Genomic DNA, 24,089 nt, shown 5'->3' on the forward strand with positions numbered 1-24,089 from the left:
CATCATTTGTCCGGTTATTAGCGACTTCCTACGCAAAAAACCGTAGGACGTTTTTAGTTACCCTGTCCCCGGTTTTGCACAATCCGGATGATCTGAAACCCGGTTTTTTATGTAACCATTTGGTTCCATTCCCTAAATTATTCTATTGCTTATGCGGTAAATTCGTGTACTTACGTTTAAATCAGGGAGCAATACCACCGCAGGAATGAGGGAAAAACGTATTTTGGGTATCTTTCTCCGTATGCCAACCCTGGCAGAATGGCTAATCATCGCGATGAGTGCCGCCCTGACCGGTTTCACCATTCTGACCCACCTGCCCCTGAAAATATACCGGGTTTCCGGTGTTGTGTTTTGCCTTGGTTTTTTTCTCCTGTTTCTGCGGGAAGCGCAAAGTGAGCTACCCCGTTACTTTTACAAATGGCTGTGGGCGCTGTTTGGAATCGTAAAACTGAACGCGAAGCTGGTGAGTGAACTGCTGACCATTCAGACCGGACAATTGTTGGATGTGGTGATCATCGTGGTGTTGTTGCGGTCGATTCACACCTTCAACACCGAAAATAACCGCCTGCCTTTGTTCTTTCGCCGAACGGTTCCTCAGTAGTCGTACCAGTCGCCCCACCAGCGTTGTAGTTGCTTGCGGATCTCGTTTTCACGGGCATTCTGACCCGGTTCGTACAATTTCGTGCCTTTCAGCGCGTCGGGCAGAAAATCCTGGGGGGTGAAATTGCCCTCAAAATCGTGGGCGTACTGGTAATTTTTGCCGTAACCGATTTGCTTCATCAGTTTGGTAGGCGCGTTGCGCAGGTGCAGCGGCACGGGCTGATCGGACGTTTGTTCGGCCAGCGCCATCGCTTCGTTAATGGCAACGTAACTCGCATTGCTTTTGGGCGAAGTAGCCAGGTAAACCGCCACCTGCGACAGCACGATCCGGCACTCCGGATACCCAATCGCTTTGACGGCCTGCATGGCGTTGGTCGCCATGATGATGGCCGTCGGGTTGGCGTTTCCGATGTCTTCCGACGCCAGAATCAGCATCCGGCGGGCGATGAATTCGGGGTCTTCTCCGGCCACGATCATCCTGGCCATCCAGTAGAGGGCCGCGTTGGGGTCGCTGCCGCGCAGCGATTTGATAAAGGCCGAAATGATGTCGTAATGCTGTTCACCGGATTTGTCGTAGCGGGCAATCTGCTGCTGGGCCACGGTGGTCACCAGTTCGTCGTCGATGGTCATTTCCTGGTTGTCCGGCCGCGAAGTAGCTACCAACTCCAGCAAATTCAGGAGCTTCCGGCCATCCCCGCCCGAAAGCCGCATCAGGGCATCGTACGACTGAACGGTAATCTTTTTCTCTTTGAGGTAGCTGTCTTTCTGCAGGGCATTGTCCACCAGTTGCTTCAGTTCGTCCGCGCCGAGCGATTCGAGCACATACACCTGGCAACGCGACAGGAGTGCCGAGTTGACTTCAAAGGACGGGTTTTCGGTAGTGGCTCCGATGAGGGTGATCGTACCTTTTTCGACGGCCCCGAGCAGGGCATCCTGCTGGTTTTTATTAAACCGGTGGATCTCGTCAATAAACACGATGGGCGGGAACAAGCCGGACGGGCGCCCCAGCACGTCGCGGACTTCTTTCACCCCCGAACTGATGGCGCTCAGGCTGAAAAACGGACGTTTGGTGGCTTCCGCCAGCAGTTGGGCGAGGGTGGTTTTGCCGACGCCGGGCGGTCCCCACAAAATCATCGACGGAACGCGGTTGGTTTCAACGGCCCGCCGTAACGCCCTTCCGGGACCAATCAGTTTTTGCTGGCCAATAACCTCGTCGAGGGTGCGGGGGCGCATCCGTTCGGGCAGGGGCGTTGTAATCGGGTTCATGCAGGCTTTGTCGTTTGAAGAGTACCGGTTCTGGTTACAAAGGTAGCCACCTGAAGCGGTAAACTTCAAACAACGGGCAATAGTTAAACCCAAGCGGACAGGGGCGGTTTTTACAACACCACTTTTTCCGGCGAAATGTATTTTTTGAGATTGGTCAACGCTCCGAAAATCAGGTTATAAACCGACTGGATGTTGATTTTCATCAGCGACGAAATCTCTTCGTTGCTCAGGTTCTGGTAATACCGCAGGTAAACGGCTTCGCGCTGACGGCGGGGGAGTTTTTCGATGGCTTTGGCCACGCAGGAATTCACGTGGTCGTCTTCTTCAAAGGAAATAAGCGTTGATTCGTAGGAAGGCGCGCAGCCGGGCAGCCATTCGCGATCGTTTTCAACATCGTCCTGACTGCTGAATTTCAGCTCGGCGTTCAGGTGACGGACCAGCTTGCGCTTGATGGACGCCATCAGGTAAAACCGTACCGAAGTGGTCTGGCCAATGGTTTGCCGGTGTTTCCACAATTCAACAAACAAATCGTGAATGCAGTCTTTGATTAAGGCCCGATCGGCGGTGAAGTGTGCGCAGTAGTGATAAAGCACCTGCACATATTCTTTATAAAGCCGGGCGAAAGCTACTTCATCGCCACTCCGGAACTGATCCCAGAGTTGTTCTTCGTCTATACCGGACGGGGTGCGGTAGCGAGGCATAAGAGTGGTTTAGGATGGGTCAATACAAAGCACTGGACGTAAGGAATGTAAACTTATTAACAAAAGTTGTTAATAAAAAAAGTTGGGATGATTTTTTACAAAAACTTGTATAAATAGGATTATTTTTATTTTAGTATGCGTGCATACGACATGGTTTTTCAGGCCGAAAGGAGCGGGGTAAACCGGAAGTTTTGTCCGTCAAAAAGGCCCTTGTCGCTGAGCTTCAGGGAGGGAATCACGAGCAGCGCCATAAACGACAGGGTCATGAACGGCGACTGGAGCGTACTACCCAGTTCATCCTTGACGAACCGGTCGAGGTTGGTATAGTCGGCGGCAACGGCGTAGCCATCGGCGTCGGTCATGAGTCCGGCAATGGGGAGGGGAAGCAGCCGGTGGTCGTGTGCGCTGGCCACCGCACTCAAACCGCCCCTGGCGTGAACGACTAAATTAACCGCCCGGCAGATGCTTTCGTCGTCGCAGCCCACGGCAAGGATGTTGTGCGAATCGTGCCCGACGGATGACGCGATGGCGCCTTTTTGCAGGCCAAAATTTTTGATGAAGGCGAGCGCGGGGGCCGTGTCCTGGTAGCGGTTGACCACGGTTATTTTCAGAAGGTCGCGCGTCAGGTCGGCCACCACCCGGTTTTCGATCAGGGTGGGGGATACGGATAATTGGTTGGTTATCAGTTGTCCATCAAGCGCTTCGATGACCTGAAGCGGGTGTGGCAACGGGGTCGCCCGGTGATCCGAATCTGCGATGACTTCAAAATCCGCCGGTTTTTTCGGCAGGCAGTTAAACTGATTGACGTGTTCGCTCCGCAGGTCGGGCAGCCGGGAGGTTCCGTTTTCGGCGACCACGGCGCCGTTGATGAACGTCTGGAGAATTGAAAATTCCGATAAGTCAGTGATTGTAATAAAATCCGCCGGATCGCCCTCCCGCAACAGGCCCACGGGCAGCCGATAGTGCAGAACCGGGTTCAGGCAGGCGGCCCGCAGCACGTCGAAGACATCGTGTCCATTCGCCAACGCCCGCTTCACCAGCTGGTTGATGTGGCCTTCGATCAGGCTGTCCGGGTGTTTGTCGTCGGAGCAGAACATGATCTTGTCGGGAAAGTCGGCCAGCAGGGGAATCAGGGCTTCAAAATTTTTGGCCGCGCTGCCTTCCCGGATCAGAATGTTCATGCCGCGTTGTACTTTATCCAGTCCCTCGTCGTAGGTAAAACATTCGTGGTCGGTGCTCATCCCGGCGTCGATGTACCGCTGGGCGTCGTCACCCCGCAACCCGGGCGCGTGGCCGTCGATGGGTTTGTTGAAGGCCTGCGCCAGCGCGATTTTGGCCATCACGTCCGGGTCCTGGTTCAGGACGCCCGGAAAATTCATCATCTCGGCCAGATAGCCTATTTCCTTTAATCCCAGTAATCTTCGTGTATCCCGCACATCAATCGTGGCACCGGCGGTTTCGAAGGTCGTGGCCGGTACGCAGGACGGAGCCCCGAAACAGAACTTGAACGGCGTGCGTTTGCCGTCGGCAATCATGTATTCGACGCCTTCGACGCCCAGCACGTTTCCGATTTCGTGAGGGTCCGAGACCGTCGCCACCGTGCCGTGGACCACCGCCAGCCGGGCAAACTGCGCGGGCGTCAGCAGCGAACTTTCGATGTGGACGTGGGCATCGACCAAACCGGGCAGCAGACACGGTTTTCCGGGGCGCTCGGGACCTAGTTCGTCAATTTGATGAATCCGGCCCTGCTCAATGGTCAACTGGCTGAAGCGGATGGTGCGGTCGAAAAGGTTGAGAAGGTTGCCGGAAACTTGCATGAATGGGTAAAGAATCTTCTTTTTTTTCTTTCAATATTAGCGATAATTCACAGACTTTTGTCCCGAAACGTAAACCGCCTGGCTGAACCGACCCACGGACCGAATTTATTCCTACTCATTTACACTTATGCAGCATAAAGTTCTGAAAGTACACCCCGCCGATAATGTCATCGTTGCTCTGCAAAACTTTCAACCCGGTGACCAGATTGCCTTTGAAGGGCAAACCTACACCTTGCCCATTGGCGTTGGAATCAAACATAAATTTGTAACCGAAGACCTGCAAACCGGCGATTCGGTGATCATGTACGGCGTGTTGGTTGGCAAGGCGACCCAGCCCATCAAACGGGGCGAACCCATCACGACGTTTAACCTCAAGCACGATTCCGGTGAATACGGGATCGAGAAAAAGCAGCCCTATACCTGGCAGGCCCCCGACGTGACGGCCTGGCACAACCGGACGTTCATGGGCTACCACCGCGCCGACGGCATGGTGGGCACGGCCAACTACTGGCTGGTGGTGCCGCTGGTTTTTTGCGAAAACCGCAACATCCTGATCCTGAAAGATGCGTTTGAGCGCGAACTGGGGTACGCCCAATCCGAAATTTACCGCGAGCAGGTGCACGAATTGTTGCAGCTCTACAAAGTCGGTGAGGTGGACAAGGTTCGAAAAATGGAAGCGTTTGCCGACCCGTCGATTGTACGTACGCTGGAAGAACCCAACCTCAAACGGCCGTTCAACAACATCGATGGCATCAAGTTTCTGACGCACGAGATGGGCTGCGGAGGCACACGGCAGGACTCGGAAGCGCTTTGCGGCTTATTTGCCGGTTTTATCAATAACCCGAATGTCGTCGGTGTGACGGTTTTAAGCCTGGGCTGCCAGCACACGCAGACGTCGATGCTGGAAGATGAGGTGCGCAAACGGAATCCGAAATTCAACAAACCGATGCTGATTTTCGAACAGCAGGACGGTACTGAATACGCGATGCTGACGAACGCCATTCGCGAAACGTTCCTCGGGTTGATTGAAGCAAACAAAATCGAGCGAAAACCGGCTCCCCTGAGCCAATTAACTGTTGGTCTGAAGTGCGGTGGTTCCGACGGTTTTTCGGGCCTGTCGGCCAATCCGGCCGTTGGGCATCTGTCGGATATTCTGGTGACGCTGGGGGCGAAAACCGTGCTGGCGGAGTTTCCGGAATTGAACGGCGTAGAGCAGGAGCTGATTAACCGGTCCACCTCGGACGAAAAAGCAAATAAATTCATTTACCTGATGCGCGATTATTCCGCCAAGGCCGAAGCCGTAGGGTCCGGTTTTGACATGAATCCGTCGCCGGGCAACATCCGCGATGGCTTGATTACGGACGCCATCAAGTCGGCCGGAGCCGCCAAAAAAGGCGGAACCTCGCCCGTCACCGACGTCTTGAATTATACCGAACCCGCTACCGTTCCCGGTTTGAGCCTGCTCTGTACGCCCGGTAACGACGTGGAAGCCACCACGGGAATGGCCGGTTCCGGCACGAATATCATCCTGTTTACCACGGGCTTAGGCACCCCGACGGGCAATCCGATTTGTCCCGTTGCCAAAGTTGCCACCAACACCGCCCTGGCTAAACGGATGCCCGACGTCATTGATTTTGACTGTGGCCCGATCATCGAAGGCGCCGAAACCATCGAGCACAATGCCGAACGAATGCTCGAATACGTCATCCAGCTCGCCAGTGGCGAAGTGAAAACCAAAGCCCAGCAACTCGGTCAGGACGATTTCATCCCCTGGAAACGGGGCGTTTCTCTTTAATTGTGAATGAGTGATTGAGCGAATGAGTGAATAGCTCCGCAGGAAGCAGAAAATGGCGAAGCTATTCACTCATTCGCTCAATCACTCATTCACTCATTCAAAAAACCATGTTCAGCTTAAAAGATAAAGTTGCCATCATCACGGGTGGGGCCAGCGGCATTGGGCTGGCGATGTCGCAGACGTTTGCGCAGGCCGGAGCGGTCGTGCACATTCTGGAATTGAACGCCGATCTGGCGCAGAAAGTGGCCGAAGAAATCCAGGCCAACGGCGGTCGGGCGTACGCCCACGCCGTCGATGTGTCGAAGCAGGCGCAGGTGCTGGAAGTAATTGGCCAGATTGCCGCCGGTGGCCCCATCCACATCCTGGTCAACAACGCCGGCGTGTCGCACATCGGAACAGTGGAAACCACCACGGAAGCGGATTTCGACCGGGTTTTTACGGTCAACGTGAAAGGGGCTTACAACTGTCTGTATGCCACCATTCCGCATCTGAAAGCCAGCGGTGGGGGCGTCGTCCTGAACATGGCGTCCATTGCGGCCACGGTCGGGATTCCGGACCGGTTTGCCTATTCGATGACCAAGGGCGCGGTGGTGTCGATGACGCTGTCGGTGGCCAAGGATTACCTGAAGCACAACATTCGCTGCAACTGCATCTCGCCCGCGCGGGTGCATACGCCGTTCGTCGACGGTTTTCTGGCGAAGAATTATCCGGGCCAGGAAACCGAAATGTTTGCCAAACTGGCGGCAACCCAGCCCATCGGCCGGATGGCAAAACCGGTTGAAGTGGCCGCGCTGGCCTTGTACCTCTGCTCGGATGAGGCCGGTTTTATCACGGGCTGCGATTACCCCATCGACGGCGGTTTTGTCCGGTTGAACAATTGAAACCGGTTGACCAGGCTGGGAGACTGCCAGTTTAGCGGCACCGATTCCCTGGACTAAATTTTCTGAAGCGGGCGATCTGGCACAATGCCAGATCGCCCGTTTTCGTTTCAACAGTTCTGATCGTTTCCGCCTTCCCCCGATAAGCCAGATTGCTAAAATTCCGGGCCGTACCAACTCCGGTTTATCACTTATCCCCCAAAATGCGGTACTTAATAATATATTTTATTTTATTAGCTTATATTTTTAAAAAAATTGTTAATCTTGTATTAAATTTCTTGTACTTCATCTTTACCTATTTTTTGTATGGCAAAAAATTTACTTAGGCTTATTATCCTTTTTTGGGTAATAAGCGTTCCTGTATTCGCTCAGTCGATTACGGGAAAGGTTACAACGAGCAAGGATGGTCAGTCGCTGCCGGGCGTTTCCATCCTTGTGAAAGGCACGACTTCGGGTACCTCCACGGACGCCGATGGCAAGTACAGCGTTTCCGCTGGTAAGAATGGAACCCTGGTTTTTTCGTTTATCGGGTACAAAACGCAGGAAGTAGCCATTGCCAACCGGTCGGTGGTTGACATTGCGCTGGAAGAAGACGCCACAATGATTGATGAAGTTGTTGTAACGGCGTTTGGGGTTACGCAGGAGAAAAAGGCGCTGGGCTACGCAACGGCGGTCGTTGGCGGGGAAGATCTCGTGAAAACGGCCTCTCCGAACTTTGCCACGGCGCTGTACGGAAAAGCACCGGGGGTGGTGATCAACGCAACGCCGGGCGGTGCTACCAGCGCGGTGAGCATCAGCATCCGGGGTCTGGCTTCCATCACCGGAAATACGCAGCCCCTGATTGTCATGGACGGGATTCCCATCCGGAACGGGGAAGTGCGGAACAACGACTATTGGGGTGACCAACGTATACGCGGGAACGGTTTGCTGGATTTGAACCCGGCGGATATCGAAAACATCTCGGTGTTGAAAGGCGCTTCGGCGGCTGCGCTCTACGGTTCGGAAGCCGTAAACGGGGTTGTGCTGGTGACGACCAAAAGCGGGAAAGGCAAAAAAGGACTGGGGGTGGATTTCAGCGCCAGCTACAGCGTGGATAAAATCGCGTACCTGCCCCGGTATCAGAACGTCAGAGGACCAGGTTACATGCTGAACTACTCGAACGGCGGTCAGGATGCCAACGGGTTTATCTCGTATGATACCGACGGTGACGGCCGGGGAGATACCCGGGGGCTGCTGAATGCCACGGTTAACTTTGGTCCGAAATTCGACGGACAGCCGGTGATGGCGTTCGACGGTGTCATCCGGCCTTACGTGGCGTCCAACAATAGCTACGCGGATTTGTTCGAGAACGCCAGCAGCTCCAACATCAACCTGGCCATTTCGAAAGCAACGGATAATTCCAACCTGCGGTTTTCGTATACCCGTCAGGACAACGGGATGATCAGCTACAACGCCAAGAACAGCAAGAACATCATGAACCTGACCGCGGGCTTCAACATCAACAAAAAGCTTCGGTCCGAATTGCTGGTGAACTACATCAACCAATACACGCACAACCGGCCGTTTAAAGTGGATCGTATGATCAACAACTTTACGGGGATGATGAACCGGTTTGAATCCGCCGACTGGTATTTCGACAAGTACCAGACCAGCCAGGGCTACAAGTTTGTAACCGGCACCAACCAAAGTCTGACCCCGGGTGAAAACATCATTCGGAACGGTTTCAAAGCGGATATTGGCGATTACGTGTGGAGCACCCGGAAAAACACCTACGATGAGTATAGCAACCGCGTGATCGCGAGCTTTACCCAGCACTGGGACATCGTGGAAGGACTGAGCCTGAGAGGCCGGATTGCCACCGATCTGACTTCGGAGCGGATTGAAGACAAAAAATGGAGCTCGATTCCGCTGGCGTTTGGCTATTCGGGCGACTTCGGAATGGACAACAAACTGTACAGCAGTGTCTACGGGGATGCGTTCCTGACCTACACCAAAAAGCTGAACGAAGCCATGACGGTTTCGGCCAGAGCGGGTTATACGGCCCGGAATGACCTGAATACGTTTGTTACCCGTTCGACCAACGGTGGTCTGAGCACCGAAAACTTCTTCGACGTTTCCGCGTCGGTGAACACCCCGAACGGCAGCACCACCCGCGACCGTTCGATCCGGGATGCCTACATGGGAACGGTGAATTTTGACTACAAAAATTTCTTTTTCATCGAAGGGACGATCCGCCGGGACCGCACCTCGACGCTCGCGCCGGGTAACAACGCCTTTACGTATCCGTCGGTCAACGCCAGCCTGGTGTTCAGCGATTTCCTGACCTTGCCGACGGCGTTTACCTACGGAAAACTGCGCGGTTCGTACGGGGTTGTGGGGAACTATCCGACCATCTACAGCGCCAACAATGCCTACAGCCAGGGAAGCCTGAACGTGCAGCAAATGGGCGGAAGCTCGGTGCTTTATACCAACATCAGCAGTGATTATGGCAACGACAAAATTCGTCCCGAGCAAAAGCGGGAGTTTGAATTCGGTCTGGAAGCCCGGTTTTTCAAAAACCGCTTCGGCTTAGATCTGTCGTATTACAATGCGCAGATTGTGGACCAGATTCTGCCGTTGTCGATTGCCGCCAGCTCAGGAGCCCGTACGGTTTTGGCCAACATCGGAACGCTGCGGAACCAGGGGGTCGAGTTAGCCCTGAATGCAACGCCGATCCGGGGAACCGGCGCCGATGACCTGAACTGGGACATCATCCTGAACCTGGCCAGAAACAGCAACAAGGTGGAGAAACTGGCGAACGGTTCGACGGAATTACTGCACGCGGATTATGACGGCAACGCGGCTCAGCTGCGCTCGGTCGTGGGTCAGCCGATGGGCGACATCTACGCGCACGGCATCCTGAAAGACGCCAACGGACGCAATGTCGTGGGCCCGAACGGTCTGTATCAGCTGGATGGGGCCAACTGGATCAAGGTTGGAAACGCCATGCCAAAACTGACGGGCGGTTTTATCAATAGTTTGAGCTACAAAGGCTTCAACCTGGATATCATCACCGATTTCCGGTTTGGCGGACACATCATGCCGACCGGTATCAACTGGATGACTTCCAGAGGGTTGACCGAAGAAAGCCTGACGGCGATGGACGCCGAACACGGTGGCCTGAACTATTACCTCGACGCCAACGGCAAAGGAGTTCAGACCACGGCGGCTACCGGCCCGGCCGGTCAGGTGGTTTACCACGACGGGATGTTGATGGACGGTGTGCTGACCAATGGCGAACCGAATACCAACATCGTATCGCAGGCGGTTTATTACAACAGCACCTACAACTGGGGTGGCCCGCAGTACAGCAGCTCGCGCTACGAACTGTACGTACAGGAAAATACCTACATTAAAATGCGGGAGCTTTCGCTGGGCTACCGGATTCCGGCAAACATCACCCGCCGGATCGGAACGCAGAATCTGACGCTGTCGGTCTTTGGCCGGAACCTGTTCTTCTTCTACCGGACCATCAAGGATCTGGATGCTGAGCAGACGAACCAGAGTACCAAATGGTCGGATAACATTAATAACGCTGGTAACAACCCGTCTTTCCGGACCATGGGGGTGATGTTACGCGCCAGCTTCTAATTCTAACGCAATCCTGAAATGAAAACTATAGCAACTCTTCTTTTGGCCGGGCTACTGCTGGGAACCGTTTCCTGCAAGGAGTCCGAATTTACGGAAGCCTATCCGAATCCCGCCAAAATTGCGGAATCCACGGTGGAAAAGCAGTTTACGGGCGTCCTGTACACCAGCCGCGACTACGTGCTTCCGGGCTACCGGCATTATTTTGTGACCCTGCGAACCTCCCTCAACCGCTACACGCAGGCCACGGGCTGGGTTAACGCCACCGGACAGTACGTTCCGGGTTCGTCGGGCGTGGAGGATGTCTGGTTTAATTATTACAACGTGCTGGCGCAGTACCGCGAACTGCAAAAAGTTTATGCTTCCAAACCGGCCGATCAACAGAAAGACCGGCGGATTTTCATGCTGGCAGCCGCGGTTTTCGTCTACGACTACACGCAGAAAATGGTGGATGTGCACGGTGCCATTCCGTTCAGCGAAGCCGGAATGCTGAGTACCAATGGGGGGGAATACCTCACCTCCACCGCCAAATTCGATACGGCGGAAGGCATTTATACCTTTATGCTGGATGACCTGAAAAGCATCGCTACCGAACTGAACGGCATCACACTGAACGCCGGTTATCAGAAATCGTTTCAGACGCAGGATTTCCTGAATAAGGGCGATCTGACGGCCTGGAAACGGTATTGTAATTCATTGCGGGTCCGGATGCTGAACCGGGTTTCGGACGTGGAAAGCTTCAAAGCGCGCGCCACGACCGAACTGGCGGAAATCCTGGGCAATGCGGCCAGCTTCCCCATTGTGGAAACAAACGCCCAGAACATCCAGGTCAACGTGTACGATATCAACACGGACATCAATTCGAAAGGGTTTCAGAGCGGGATCGCTTCGACCGATGGCGCCTGGTTCGGTAACACGGCAGGGAAGGCAATCATCGACCACATGAACACCAACAAGGACCCGCGTCTGCCGATCCTGTTCGAACCCGGTGCCAGTGCCGCCGGGAAGTACATCGGCATCGATCCGATGGCGACCGAAGCCGTCCAGACCGCGCAGTACAATGCCGGACAGGTAGCGATCTACAACCGGTACACGCTGAGCCACAACCAGTTCTTCCCGGGCGTCCTCATCAACGCATCGCAAATGAACCTGATTAAGGCCGAATATTACCTGCGGACGGGGAACGATGCTTCGGCAAAAACCGCCTACGAAACGGCGATCGCGCAGTCGGTTGAATTCTACAACAAGATTCTGTCGATTACCAATGCCATCGGAATTACGGGCGCCACCCTGCCGACGCAGGCCACTGCGGCTTCCGTTACGGCCTACATCGCGGGCGATGGCGTCAACTGGACGAAGGCGGCCACCAGCGCCGACAAGCTGAAACTGATCGCTACCCAGAAATGGCTGCATTATAACCTGGTTCAGCCCTACGAAAACTGGGCGGACCTCCGCCGGCTGGACTACCCGGTGCTGAGTTTTCAGGCTGACAATGCCAACAACCAGACCCTGCCGCCCGTTCGCTGGACCATTCCCGGCAACGAAATAACGTATAACACCGCCAATTATGAGCCGGTTCGGTCTGCGGATAACCTGAAAACCAAGCTTTTCTGGGATGTGAAATAAAACCGCAACCCAACCGGTTTTCAACCACGATCAAATAACAACAAAAAGAGGCAAACCGGTCGGTCTGCCTCTTTTTTTGCTCATCCGGCGTTTACTTTCCCTGATTTTCCAGCACCAGCAACTGCGGGAAGGATGTAATGCCTTTGAACAGCAACTGGGTCATTTCGCCGACGGTGTGAAAATACGAACCCAGCACAATGTCGATATCACCGTCGCGGTCCAGGTCGGCGGCTTCCATCGTCAGCCATTTTCCGTGCGCGGCTTCCGGCGTCCCATGCGGCTTAAAGTCTAATTTTCCGGTATTGGACAAATACACAAAACTCTGCTCCGGCTGGGCCAGGTTGGTATAGAAGGAGGTCGCGGCAACGTCCAGATCGCCATCGCCGTCGAAATCGCGGGCCACGGCTTTGCTGGCGCCGTAGAGGGGATAAAACCAGGCTTCTTTAAAGGTATCGTTCCGGTCGTTGAGGTAGATTCGAACACCGTGGTAATTTTTGTTAATCGACGAATAATCCCAGTTGTCGCCGTTTGCCAGCAGAATATCCTGAAAACCGTCCTTGTTAAAATCGGCGAGTTCGAAATAGCTGGACCCGAAAACCGGCGGAAACCGCAACACGGTTTTTTCCCGGAACCGCCCGTTCCCCTGATTGTAAAATATGGACATGGCTTCCTGGGCCTGCGCCATCAAAACCATAATGTCCGGTTTTTTGTCGCGGTTGAAATCGGCAATTTCCACCCTTCGGGCACCGGGAAACGCCTTCAATACGTGTTCTTTGGTGGGTTCAAAACCGTCGTACCAGAACAGCTTTCCGGCCTGATTTCCAAAACCGCAGATAACCGCATCCTCCCGGCCATCGGCATTCAGGTCACCGGCGGCAAACTGAACCGGGCGGGGCAAGGCCCGGATGTTGATGGGAGCAGAACCGGGTTTGGCGGACTTTTCCAGCGTCATCAGTCGGCCCAGTTGCTGATCCGAGGGGCTGAAAATGCCGATGGTCAACAGCCGGGGAGCCGCGTTTTTCGGAAAATCGATGTCCGTGGGCGGGGTGTCGATCCACCAGGTGTTGGTGAGCTGAAACCGGCTGTCGAGCACATAGAGGGCATTCTGGGCGTCGCCCACATACAGCTGAGCGGTGTTCCGGTCGAACTTCAGCAAGGTCGTTTGCGGAACCGGTTTATCGCCCAGGGCAAGTTCCTTCGGTTTAAACAGCGGGAGCGGCTGGCTAACGGGCGGATGCGGTTTTTGCGGCAACGGTTCAGCCGGGGCGCTGCGTTCGTAATAGCGGACAATCCGGTTCCAGTCGTCGAGCGATAGGGCTGCGGTTTCGGGGTAAATGTTGAGCTTGCTGACCACTTTTTCTTCGTCGGGCGGCAGCGGTCGCAGGGTATCCTGACCGGGTTGTTTGATGCCAAGCCGCATCGCCATGTTCGGCAGCACGCCCGTTAGCCAGGTCTTTTTATCCAGCAAAACCGGTTCCGGAAATTGGTGGCAGCTTCCACAATACCGCAGCGCCAATTGCCGGCCGGCCGCGAGAGAGTCGTGGCCGGTGTCTTCGCGGATGCCGGTTTTGCTACCCGTCCTGGCTTGTTCCAGCGTGGAAAAGGCAACGATGCCCAGGGAAGCAAAAAGGATCAGGCCGGTTTTTAGAATGGGCATTTCGGGGTAAAATTATTGGCGTTTGGGCTCGCAATCGGGAGGTGAGGGCTGAGCCGCAAACGCTGCCACCAACCCCGGTTGCTAAACTATATCAAAGGTACCGCTAAAGTTAAATTTTCAGGATTTTTATCCGCATCCAACTAGAGCAGAAACCGGATTTGATCCACTGCTTCAAGAGCGAAAGAGGCGCTTGGGCAGCCCGGCCACTGCACGAATCAGGTGCTGCAATGGCGCGGATGGACAGGAATAATTATAAATGACGGAAACAGGCTGAAAGTCGTCAATTGCGGCAATTCGTGCCGTTAAAGTAGGGAAAGGCACTAAAACCGGTTAGCGAATAGGCGATAAGGACAATTTAATAAAAGAACAATCTTAATTTAACATTAATTTAAAATTAATTCGTCTATTATTAAATTTTTTAAAAAAGGAATATATTTGCAGGGTCACCACACCGCGCAAAATCTTTCCCCTGTTTTTCTAGAATTTTCAGTAAATTATAGCTGCTAATTCGGTTTTTCTGCCATTCATAGGCGAAAACCGGGGTGCTGTTGTAAAAGCAGTACGGAAGAAAATGGAATACGCTTTTTAATTATATTCAACCTAAAACAGTCCTATTATGAAGTTTATGAAACAAAAACTACTTAAAACCTGCCTGAAGGTATTTGCCTTTTCGACAGTCTGGCTGCTTTTTGCTGCCTCGCCTTCATTTGCCGTTGACAAGGAAGTCACGGGGAAGGTTTCAGACGAGAAAGGCAATGGACTGGCGGGGGCGACGGTGACCATAAAAGGAACGACAAGAGGCACGAATACGAACGGGGACGGAAATTTCCGGCTGGTGGTGCCCGATGGCAATGCTGTTCTGGTGGTTTCGTACATCGGGTATGCCCGGCAGGAAATAACCGTAGGTAATCAGTCGGTGGTCAACGCGCAGTTGCAGCCGGGCGATGGCACGCTGGAAGAAGTGGTGGTAACGGCTCTTGGGATCAAGCGGGATACGCGGGCCCTGGGATACTCCGTTACGACGATTGAGTCATCGGCGCTGAACCAGGCCCGTGAAACCAACGTGATCAATTCGTTGCAGGGTCGCGTTGCCGGTTTGAGCATCACGCCCGGAACCGGTGGTCCTGGTTCTTCGTCGCGGATCAACCTGCGGGGGGTCAGTAACTTCAGCGGGGGGAGCCCGCTGTTCGTCATCAACGGGGTTCCGATGGACAACTCCTCGCGCGGAAACGCCGGAGAGTGGGGCGGTAACAACAACGGGGACGGAATTGCCAACATCAACCCGGACGACATTGAAACGATGACGGTTCTGAAAGGAGCAACGGCTGCGGCTTTGTACGGTACGCGGGCGGCCAATGGCGTTATCCTCATTACGACGAAAGGCGGCAGCAAAAACGCCGGTCTTTCGGTGGAATACAACGGCAACATGCAGTTCGATCAGGTCATTAACTGGACGGACTTCCAGTATGACTACGGCCAGGGTACGCAGGGCAAACGGCCGAGCGACGTGAACAGCGCCCGTAACTCCGGTATTTACAGCTGGGGTGAGCGCATGGACGGCGCCATGTATACGCAGTTCGATGGCAAGCAGTATCCGTATTCGCCGGTGAAAGACAACCTCGAGCAGTTCTACCGGACCGCGCCGACGCTGACGAACACGGTGGCGATGTCGGGCGGGAATGAGCAAACCAACTTCCGCCTGTCGCTGTCGTCGATGGATGCCAAGACGACGGTTCGGAACAGTGATGTGAAGCGCAAAACCATCAACCTGAGCATCAATCAGAAGGTGACCGAGAAATTCGACGTGAGCGTGATGGCTAACTACATCGATCAGCGGGACCGGAACCGGCCGGGTCTGAGCGATGCCCCCCAGAACCCCAACTACGGGATTATTTTGTTGGCCACGAGCTTCAACCAGGAAGCCCTGAAACCGGGTTTCGATCCGGCAACGGGGAATGAGCTGACCTTCAGCGACGACACGTATAAAACGAACCCCTGGTTTGTCGTGAACCAATACCGCAGCAAACTGGAACGGAAACGGCTGATTTCGGCGATTACCGGTAAATACCAGTTTGCCGACTGGATTTATCTGCAAGGCCGCGTTGGGTACGACCTGATCAACGATGCCGGTTTTGGTGTGACGCCCTACGGAACCGCTTATTCGCGGCTGGGCAGCGTGAGCAACAGCAAGGAGCAGCGGAACGAGATGAACGTCGATGGACTGCTGGGCATCAACAAAAAGCTGTTTGCCGATTTGAACATGAATGTGGCGCTGGGAGCCAACCTGCGGAAAAACCGGTTTGAAAGCGTGGGGGTTTCCGGCGGAAGCCTGAACATTCCGTACCTGTATACTTTATCCAACACGCTGACCAAAGGGCAGTCGTACGGTTTCAACGAACGGCAGGTGCAGTCGGCGTATTACACGGCGGATTTTGATTATAAAAACTTCCTGACGCTGTCGACCACCGGCCGGTATGACGTTTACTCCACGCTGCCAGCCGCCAACCGGGGCATTTTTGCGCCTTCGGTATCGGCCAGCTTCGTGTTCTCGGAATTGTTCAAAACCCGCGCGCTGGAGTTTGGTAAGTTGCGGGCTTCGTACGCCCAAACCAGCGGTGAAGCCTTCGATGCCTACCTGACGAGCCAGTATTATTCGCTGGGCAACGCCATCAACGGTCTGCCACAGGGCGGTTTTGGCTCTCAATTGCCCAACATCAATCTGAAACCGTTCCGCTTGTCGGAAATCGAAGTCGGTTTTGAAACCAAGTTCCTGCAAAACCGCCTGGGTGTCGATTTCGCTTATTTCAACCGGGTAACCAACGACGAGATCGTGAGCGGTCCGTTGTCGCCCACCACCGGGTATACAGCGCGGGTTCTGAACCTGGGATCGACCAAAAATACCGGGATCGAGTTGTTGATCACGGGTACGCCGGTGGTGAGCAAGGCCTTCAAATGGGATGTATCGTTCAACCTGACCCATGTGAAAAATACCATTGTTGACATCGACGGCGATGGTGGAACGACCACCCTCGGGCTGGGAACTTACCGTCCGCTGAACGGAAACATTGCCCACGTAAAAGGCTTGCCGGCTGCGCAGATCATGGCGTATGATTACAAATACGACGCCAGTGGTCGGGTTGTTGTCGGGGCTAACGGGGTACCGGAGCGCGGTGCTTTGACACCGATGGGCTCGGCCATTCCAAACCTGTATGGCGGTTTGAACAACAGCTTCAACTACGGTAATTTCTCGCTGTCATTCCTGTTTGACTACAAATTCGGGGCGAAAGTGCTGTCGGCAACCAATCACTACGCCATCGTAGACGGTCTGCACAAGATGACGCTGGAAGGTCGCGAAACCGGCGTGGTGGCCAGTGGCGTACTGGCAACGGGCGAAACGAATACGCTGAATGTTCCGGCCTATACGTACTACCCGGCTTTGGTGACCAACATCTCGCGTTTGAACGTATTCAGCGCCGACTTTATCAAACTGCGTCAGGTTGTGGTGAGCTACCACCTGCCGGACAAATTGTTCACAAGCAGCAAAATGCCGTTTGAATCCGTTTCGATTTCGGCGGTGGGCCGGAACCTGGCCACGTTGCTGCGCCACACGGAAAACTTCGATCCGGAAGCCGGTTTTTCTTCCGACCTGCGGTATGCCGGAACGGAAGGAGCGCAGTTGCCCTCTACCCGTACGATCGGTTTTACTTTAAATGCCCGCTTTAAAAAATAATTTGAGAATCATGAAGAAAACTTCCCTCTATATAGTTGCGCTGGTATTCGCCTGTGTAACCGGGTGTACCGATAAGTTTGACGAAATTAACACCGACCCGACGCAGTCAGATGCGTCAACCTGGGATCCCAACTTCTTTTTGCCCAACGTTCAGAATAATTACGCGAGCCCCGGGTACAACGGTCTGCTGTATGCGGGACCCGCTACCCAGGTCATTGCTTCGACGTTCAATTATTACGGAAACGGCGATAAGTACGTCAACACGCAGAACTCGACCAGTTACCAGGGCGGTATTTTCAGCCAGTCCTACTCAATTGGTACTCTTCTGGCCGAAATGATGAACCTGTCCCAGGGTAAAGAGCAGTTCGCGAACCTTTATAACGTGGGCCGGATTATGCAGGCCATGAACATGCAGCGGGCCACCGATATCTACGGTGACATTCCGTATTCCGAAGCGTTCAAAGTGAAAGAAGGCATTTCCAACCCGAAGTACGATACGCAGCAGTCGATCTATATGTCGATTTTAACCGAACTGGAGCAGGCAACGGCGGCTCTGGACCCGGCCAAACCCAAACCAACGGGGGATCTTTTCTACGGTGGTGACATTGCCAAGTGGAAAAAATTGGGTTACTCAGTCATGTTGCGGGCGGCCATGCGTCTGACCAAGGTGGACCCGGCCATGGCCAAGACCTGGGCTGAAAAAGCCGTGGCGGGTGGCGTATTTACGTCCAACGACGACAATGCCAAAGTTGTTGGGGATGCTGCCACAGCCAATTCCTGGATTTACGGAGTGTACCAGGTGGCCGATGATTTTCGCGAAGTGCGGTGGTCAAAAACGTTTATTGATGCGCTGAAAACCGCCGGTGACCCCCGCCTGAGCGCGATTGCCGAAGTGCCCCAGGCTGGTGCGGCCAGTAATGCCAACCAGACGCTGGTGGGTGTCAACGATGCCGCCGTACAGATTGGCTTGCCGAATGGCTACGATCTGACCGGTGGTGCCCGCGATATTCGGCAGGCCGCCGGCTATCCGGGAGCGACCGGAACGGGCAATGACGTTGCTCCGCTGGGCAAATATTCCCGGCCGCGGATTTCGGTCTACCTGAAACGGAACGGTACGCTGGAAGTCCTGACCTACGCCCAGACCGAACTGTTAGTAGCCGAAGCCAAAGTGCGGGGCTGGAACGTGCCGGGTACGGCGGCCGAACACTATGCCAACGGTGTAACCGCAGCCATCACGTCACTGGCGCAACTGGATGCAACGGCGGCAATCCCGACGGCAACAGCCACGGCTTTTGTGGCCGCTCATCCGCTGACCACCAGCTCGACCGAAGCATCGTTGCGAGACATCAACACGCAGTACTGGCTGGCAACGGGCACGTATTTCGACTTCGTGGAAACCTGGATCAACTGGCGCCGGTCGGGCTTCCCGACGCTGACCCCGGTGAATTACCCCGGAAACATAACGAATGCCACCATTCCGCGACGCATGATCTACCTGTCGACGGAAATCATTAACAACCGGGCCAGTTACACGGAGGCCGTTGGCCGGTTGACGGGTGGCGACCTGCTCACCAGCCGGGTTTGGTGGGATAAATAATAGTCGATAAAACGGTAAGGCGCCCACGGGCGCCTTACCGTTTACTCTTTCCGAAATTAGCCCTAACTTCAACAGCTAAGTTGAAGTTTTTCGTTTTAAGCATACCATGATCGTCCGTAACTCTCTTGGTCACATCCGCCCGGCTGTTGGTAAAGCAATTTTAGTGGGCAACGTAGGACTGGTGTTGACGTTCTGCCTGTCGGTCTCGGCTATCCGGGCGCAAACTCCACTTTTTCAGCTCCTGTCTGCCAAACAAACGGCAATCGACTTCAGCAATACGATCGACGAAAACGAAAGCCTGAACGTCTTGTCGTACGAGTATTTTTACAACGGGGGCGGGGTTGCCGTTGGCGACCTGAACGGCGACGGACTGGATGACCTCTTCTTCACCGCAAACATGACGCCCAACAAACTCTACCTGAATCTGGGCGGATTGAAATTCAGGGACATTACGAAAAGTGCCGGTCAGGGGCTGGCGGGGCGCTCCGGCGGCTGGAAAACCGGCGTCAGCATGGCCGATGTGAACGGCGACGGCAAGCTTGATATTTACGTCTGTTATTCCGGGAAAGTTGACGACGACAAACGCCGGAACCAGTTGTTTATTAATCAGGGCGTTTCGAAAGACGGAACCGTCCAGTTTGTTGACCAGGCGAAGCAGTACGGTTTAGACGATCCGGGCTACAGCACGCAGGCGGCTTTTTTTGATTATGATAACGACGGCGACATGGACATGATGTTGCTGAATCATAACGTCAAGAAATACGACAACATGGAGCTGGCCAAACTCAAAAACGAAACCGACGAACTGGCCGGTAATAAACTCTACGAAAACCGGGATAACCGCTTCGTCGATGTGTCGAAAAAAGCCGGTATTCACCAGTATCCCTTAACGTTTGGGCTGGGGCTTGCCATCGCCGATGTAAACCAGGACGGCTGGCAGGATATCTACGTCACCAACGATTACAACGAATCAGATTACCTCTACATCAACCAGAAAAACGGCACGTTTAAAGACGAAACCCAGCACTGCTTCCGGCACCTCGCGCAGTTTTCGATGGGCATCGATATTGCCGATTACAACAACGACGGGCTGCCGGATCTGATGTCGCTGGATATGCTGCCGGAAGACAACCGGCGGCAGAAATTATTGCAGCTTCAGGAAAACTACGAGTCGTTCGAACTGATGGTGCAGCAAAAGCTTTACAAGCAGTACATGCGCAACATGCTGCAACTGAACAACGGCGACGGAACGTTCAGCGAAATTGGCCAGATGGCCGGGGTTTCGAACACGGATTGGAGCTGGGCGCCCTTGCTGGCCGATTTTGATAATGACGGCTACAAGGATTTATTTATCACCAACGGTTATTTGCGGGATTATACCAACAAAGATTTTCTGAAATACTGGGGCGATTACAAAGTACAGAAAGCCATCAAACGCGAGTCGGTTCAGCTAATGGACTTAATTCGGGCAATGCCTTCCACCAAACTGCCGAATTACATTTTTAAAAATAACCGGGATTTAACTTTTGCCAATAAACAAACCGACTGGGGCTTTCAGACTGCGTCCATTTCAAACGGTGCGGTTTATGCCGATCTGGACAATGACGGCGATTTGGAACTGATTGTCAATAACATCAACGAACCGGCGTTTATCTACCAGAATTTCAGCCGGGAACAGGGAAAAGCCGCCTATCTCCAGCTAAAACTCATTTCGGAAAGTAAAAATAAAAATGCCGTCGGGGCCAGGATAACGGTTTACACCAAAGACGGTTTGCAGTATCAGGAAGTGCAACCGGTTCGGGGGTATCTTTCTGCCCAATCCACCCGGCTTCATTTCGGACTGGGTGAAGCAACTTCGGTCGACTCCATCAAAATCAGCTGGCCGGATCAGACCCAGCAGACCCTGCTGAACGTGGCCGCCAATCAGCTATTGACCGTTCATCAGAACGCTGGCGGAAAGAAATCAAAACCGGTCACTGCTGCAAAAAATCCGGCAGGTATTTTTCAGAAAACCGCTGATATCCTTCCCTTTCAGCACGAAGGATACAGCGAAAATGATTTTAAACGACAGCCGTTGATGCTGTTTATGTATTCGCAGGTCGGGCCGGTTTTGGCGAAAGGCGATGTGAATAAGGATGGGCTGGACGACCTGTTCATTGGCGGGGATAAAAATACGAATGGCCGGATCTGGGTGCAGCAAAAAGGCGGTTCGTTTAAAGTTATTGAGGACTTGACCATCGGCGATGAGACGACCTCGGCGCTTTCGGCGGCTGTTTTTTTTGATGCGAACGGCGATGGCTTCGATGATTTATACGTAGCCAAAGGCGGGTATTCCCTGTTCGAACCCAACACACCCTCGTTGCAGGATGCGCTTTACATGAACGATGGCAAAGGGAATTTACAACTGGTAACGACGGCGTTGCCGGTTTTGAATGCGGGCAGTAAATCCTGCGTTCGGGCGGCTGATTACGACGGGGATGGCGACCTGGACTTGTTTGTGGGCGGCCGCGTTATTCCGGGCCGGTATCCGGAAGCGCCCACGTCGTACCTGCTGGAAAACAACGGGAAAGGTCAGTTTAAAAGCGTGAAAACGCCGTTCTCCACGGTGGGGATGGTGACGGATGCGCAGTGGGAGGATCTGGATAACGATGGCCGGAAAGACCTGATTGTATGCGGAGAATTTATGCCGGTTAAGGTGTTCGCCAATACGAAAGACGGTTTTGAGGACCAAACCAAACGCTACTTTCCGGAAGAGGAAAAGGGCTTTTGGTTTTCGCTGACCCTTGCCGATGTCAACGGCGACGGGAAGAATGATATTGTGGCCGGTAATCTGGGCCGGAATTCGCAGATTAAATTCTCGGAGAAGGAACCGGCCGAGCTGGTGTATGCGGACTTTGACAACAATGGCTCAATCGATCCCTTTTTTACTTTCTACGTACAGGGCGCTTCGTATCCGTTCGTCAGCCGGGACGAACTGAACGATCAGATCTTTCCGATGCGCCGGAAATTCGGCTATTACAAAGACTATTCGACGGCCACAATCAACCAGATTTTCTCGCCGGAAGAGTTGGCTAAAGCCAAAAAAATGACCCTTACGGAATGCAATTCGGTTTGCTTTCTGGCGAAAAATGGCCGGTTCGAAAAACAGGTTCTTCCGTTGCAGGCGCAATTCTCGCCCATTACAAAAACACTGGCGGAAGACTTTGATCACGACGGTTTTGTCGACTTGTTACTGCTGGGGAATAAATCGGACAACCGACTGAAAATCGGCAGCCTGGATGCCAATTATGGCTGTTTATTAAAAGGGGACGGAAAAGGCGGTTTTACGCCCGTTGACCAAAAAACCGCCGGACTCTCGGTGCTCGGGGATGTAAAATCAGTGGTTGAGATGACGATTCAGCAGCAGCCGTATCTGGTAATCGGGGCCTTCAATGAACCGGTTCAACTTTATAAGAAGTAAGTCGAATGCGCTATTTCATTCTGATTGGTTTATTCATCATTCATTCGGCCAGCGGTCAGACCGTAAAAGCGGATTTGGGGCGCCACCTGCAACCCACCATCTTTGCGCTGACGATGGTGATGATTCACGATGTGGCCAACCCGCCAGCCGCCAGCCGGTTTTATACGTATTGCTTATTGGGTGCCCACGAAATTGTCGCCAACCGCAATCCGTCCGTTCCATCTTCCGCCGGTTTGGTCAATCATTTCCGGAAAATACCCGTTGAAGCCATCGCCGATTATCACTACCAGATCGCGGCTCTTTTCTGTTTGCTGGAAACCGGCCGACTGATGCTGCCGTCGGGCTATATGCTGGAAGAAGAGCAAAAGAAGCTGATGGAGACGCTGAAAAAAGACGGTTTTTCCGAAAAGATGATCAACGAGTCGATCCGGGTTGCGCAGGCTGCGGCTAAGAACGTGGTGGCGTTTGCCGCTACCGATAATTACCTGAAATTGAGCACCCGGTTGCGCTACCGACCCAGCAAAGGCGACGGTTTCTGGTATCCGACCCCGCCGGGGTACATCGAAGCCATCGAGCCCCACTGGCGCACCATCCGTCCGATGCTGCTGGACACCTGTAATCAGTTTAAACCCGAGCCGCCCGTCGCCTTCAGCAAAGACTCGTCCAGCGCTTTTTACAGAATGGCCTATGAAGTGTATCAGGAAGGGAAAAATCTAACGGAAAAAAAGCGGTTTATCGCTTCGTACTGGGATTGCAATCCGTTCGCCATCAACACCTCCGGGCACATGTCGATTGGCTTCAAAAAAATCAGTCCGGGCGGGCACTGGATGAACATCACCAGCATCGCCACGCGCAAAGCGAAGCTGAATTTCGATAAAACCGTACAGGTTCATCTGCTGGTTGCTGCGACCCTAATGGACGCCTTCATTAGTTGCTGGGACGAAAAATACCGCAGCAACCGCATCCGGCCCGAAACGGTCATCAACCGCTACATCGATGCGCGCTGGCAGCCCCTTTTGCAAACCCCGCCGTTCCCGGAATACACCAGCGGGCACAGCGTGATTTCAACCGCCGTTGCCGAAGTCCTAACGTACCTGATTGGCGATAACTTTGCCTTTACGGACGACACGGAAGTGCTGTTTGAATTGCCCACCCGGGATTTTAAATCCTTCCGGCAGGCGGCTGAGGAAGCCGCCATTTCCCGGCTCTACGGCGGTATCCACTACCGCGACGCGATTGAGAGCGGGCAGCAGCAGGGGAAAGCCATCGGTGCGTTTGTGGTTGCAAAACTTAAAAAAGCCGGTATTCAGCCAGCGCGCTGATCGGTGCCGGGCG

At 53.8% G+C, this 24,089-nt stretch carries 13 protein-coding genes; 9 read left to right on the forward strand and 4 right to left on the reverse strand.

Going from position 1 to position 24,089, the window contains the following annotated elements:
- The first annotated feature begins 241 nt into the window (after positions 1–241).
- The gene (locus ACYVHX_RS18990; protein WP_460673260.1) at positions 242–601 is read left to right on the forward strand and encodes a hypothetical protein; all 360 of its coding nucleotides are present in this window, start codon (positions 242–244) and stop codon (positions 599–601) included.
- Here the strand turns inward: ACYVHX_RS18990 and ACYVHX_RS18995 are convergent.
- The 3 genes from ACYVHX_RS18995 to ade all read right to left on the reverse strand — a co-directional run bounded on the left by ACYVHX_RS18995 (position 595) and on the right by ade (position 4,384).
- A complete protein-coding gene (locus tag ACYVHX_RS18995; protein ID WP_460673261.1) occupies positions 595–1,866 on the reverse strand; it encodes a replication-associated recombination protein A in 1,272 nt (423 codons plus the stop codon). The two genes, ACYVHX_RS18990 and ACYVHX_RS18995, sit on opposite strands and share 7 nt — an antisense overlap.
- Positions 1,867–1,976: 110 nt before the next feature.
- Positions 1,977–2,567 carry an RNA polymerase sigma factor gene (locus ACYVHX_RS19000; protein WP_265991789.1) on the reverse strand — a complete coding sequence of 197 codons (591 nt, stop codon included), beginning with the start codon at positions 2,565–2,567 and terminating at the stop codon, positions 1,977–1,979.
- Positions 2,568–2,725: 158 nt separating this feature from the next.
- Positions 2,726–4,384, reverse strand: coding sequence for an adenine deaminase (gene ade, locus ACYVHX_RS19005; protein WP_460673262.1), 1,659 nt, complete (start codon positions 4,382–4,384; stop codon positions 2,726–2,728).
- A gap of 127 nt (positions 4,385–4,511) precedes the next feature.
- Between ade and ACYVHX_RS19010 the strand changes: the two genes are divergently transcribed.
- The 4 genes from ACYVHX_RS19010 (at position 4,512) to ACYVHX_RS19025 (ending at position 12,310) form a co-directional block, all read left to right on the forward strand.
- Positions 4,512–6,179 carry a UxaA family hydrolase gene (locus ACYVHX_RS19010; protein ID WP_460673263.1) on the forward strand — a complete coding sequence of 556 codons (1,668 nt, stop codon included), beginning with the start codon at positions 4,512–4,514 and terminating at the stop codon, positions 6,177–6,179.
- A gap of 107 nt (positions 6,180–6,286) precedes the next feature.
- The gene (locus tag ACYVHX_RS19015; RefSeq protein WP_460673264.1) at positions 6,287–7,060 is read left to right on the forward strand and encodes an SDR family NAD(P)-dependent oxidoreductase; all 774 of its coding nucleotides are present in this window, start codon (positions 6,287–6,289) and stop codon (positions 7,058–7,060) included.
- Between the two features lie 303 nt (positions 7,061–7,363).
- A complete protein-coding gene (locus ACYVHX_RS19020; protein WP_460673265.1) occupies positions 7,364–10,687 on the forward strand; it encodes a SusC/RagA family TonB-linked outer membrane protein in 3,324 nt (1,107 codons plus the stop codon).
- A gap of 18 nt (positions 10,688–10,705) precedes the next feature.
- The gene (locus ACYVHX_RS19025; RefSeq protein ID WP_460673266.1) at positions 10,706–12,310 is read left to right on the forward strand and encodes a SusD/RagB family nutrient-binding outer membrane lipoprotein; all 1,605 of its coding nucleotides are present in this window, start codon (positions 10,706–10,708) and stop codon (positions 12,308–12,310) included.
- A 91-nt stretch (positions 12,311–12,401) separates the two neighbouring features.
- On the opposite strand, the gene ACYVHX_RS19030 is transcribed toward ACYVHX_RS19025, so the two are convergent.
- Complete coding sequence (locus ACYVHX_RS19030; protein WP_460673267.1) at positions 12,402–13,967, reverse strand: FG-GAP repeat domain-containing protein; 1,566 nt, start codon at positions 13,965–13,967, stop codon at positions 12,402–12,404.
- A 625-nt stretch (positions 13,968–14,592) separates the two neighbouring features.
- Between ACYVHX_RS19030 and ACYVHX_RS19035 the strand changes: the two genes are divergently transcribed.
- The 4 genes from ACYVHX_RS19035 to ACYVHX_RS19050 all read left to right on the forward strand — a co-directional run bounded on the left by ACYVHX_RS19035 (position 14,593) and on the right by ACYVHX_RS19050 (position 24,076).
- A complete protein-coding gene (locus ACYVHX_RS19035; RefSeq protein WP_460673268.1) occupies positions 14,593–17,697 on the forward strand; it encodes a SusC/RagA family TonB-linked outer membrane protein in 3,105 nt (1,034 codons plus the stop codon).
- A gap of 10 nt (positions 17,698–17,707) precedes the next feature.
- Entirely contained in the window at positions 17,708–19,294 is a 1,587-nt protein-coding gene (locus tag ACYVHX_RS19040; protein ID WP_460673269.1) for a SusD/RagB family nutrient-binding outer membrane lipoprotein, read from the forward strand.
- Between the two features lie 106 nt (positions 19,295–19,400).
- Positions 19,401–22,754 (forward strand): VCBS repeat-containing protein, encoded by a 3,354-nt coding sequence (locus ACYVHX_RS19045; RefSeq protein WP_460673270.1) that lies wholly within the window; start codon positions 19,401–19,403, stop codon positions 22,752–22,754.
- Positions 22,755–22,759: 5 nt separating this feature from the next.
- Positions 22,760–24,076: a vanadium-dependent haloperoxidase gene (locus tag ACYVHX_RS19050; protein ID WP_460673271.1), complete on the forward strand. Its 1,317-nt coding sequence runs from the start codon at positions 22,760–22,762 to the stop codon at positions 24,074–24,076.
- Positions 24,077–24,089 lie beyond the last annotated feature (13 nt).

The organism is Larkinella ripae (assembly GCF_054780775.1).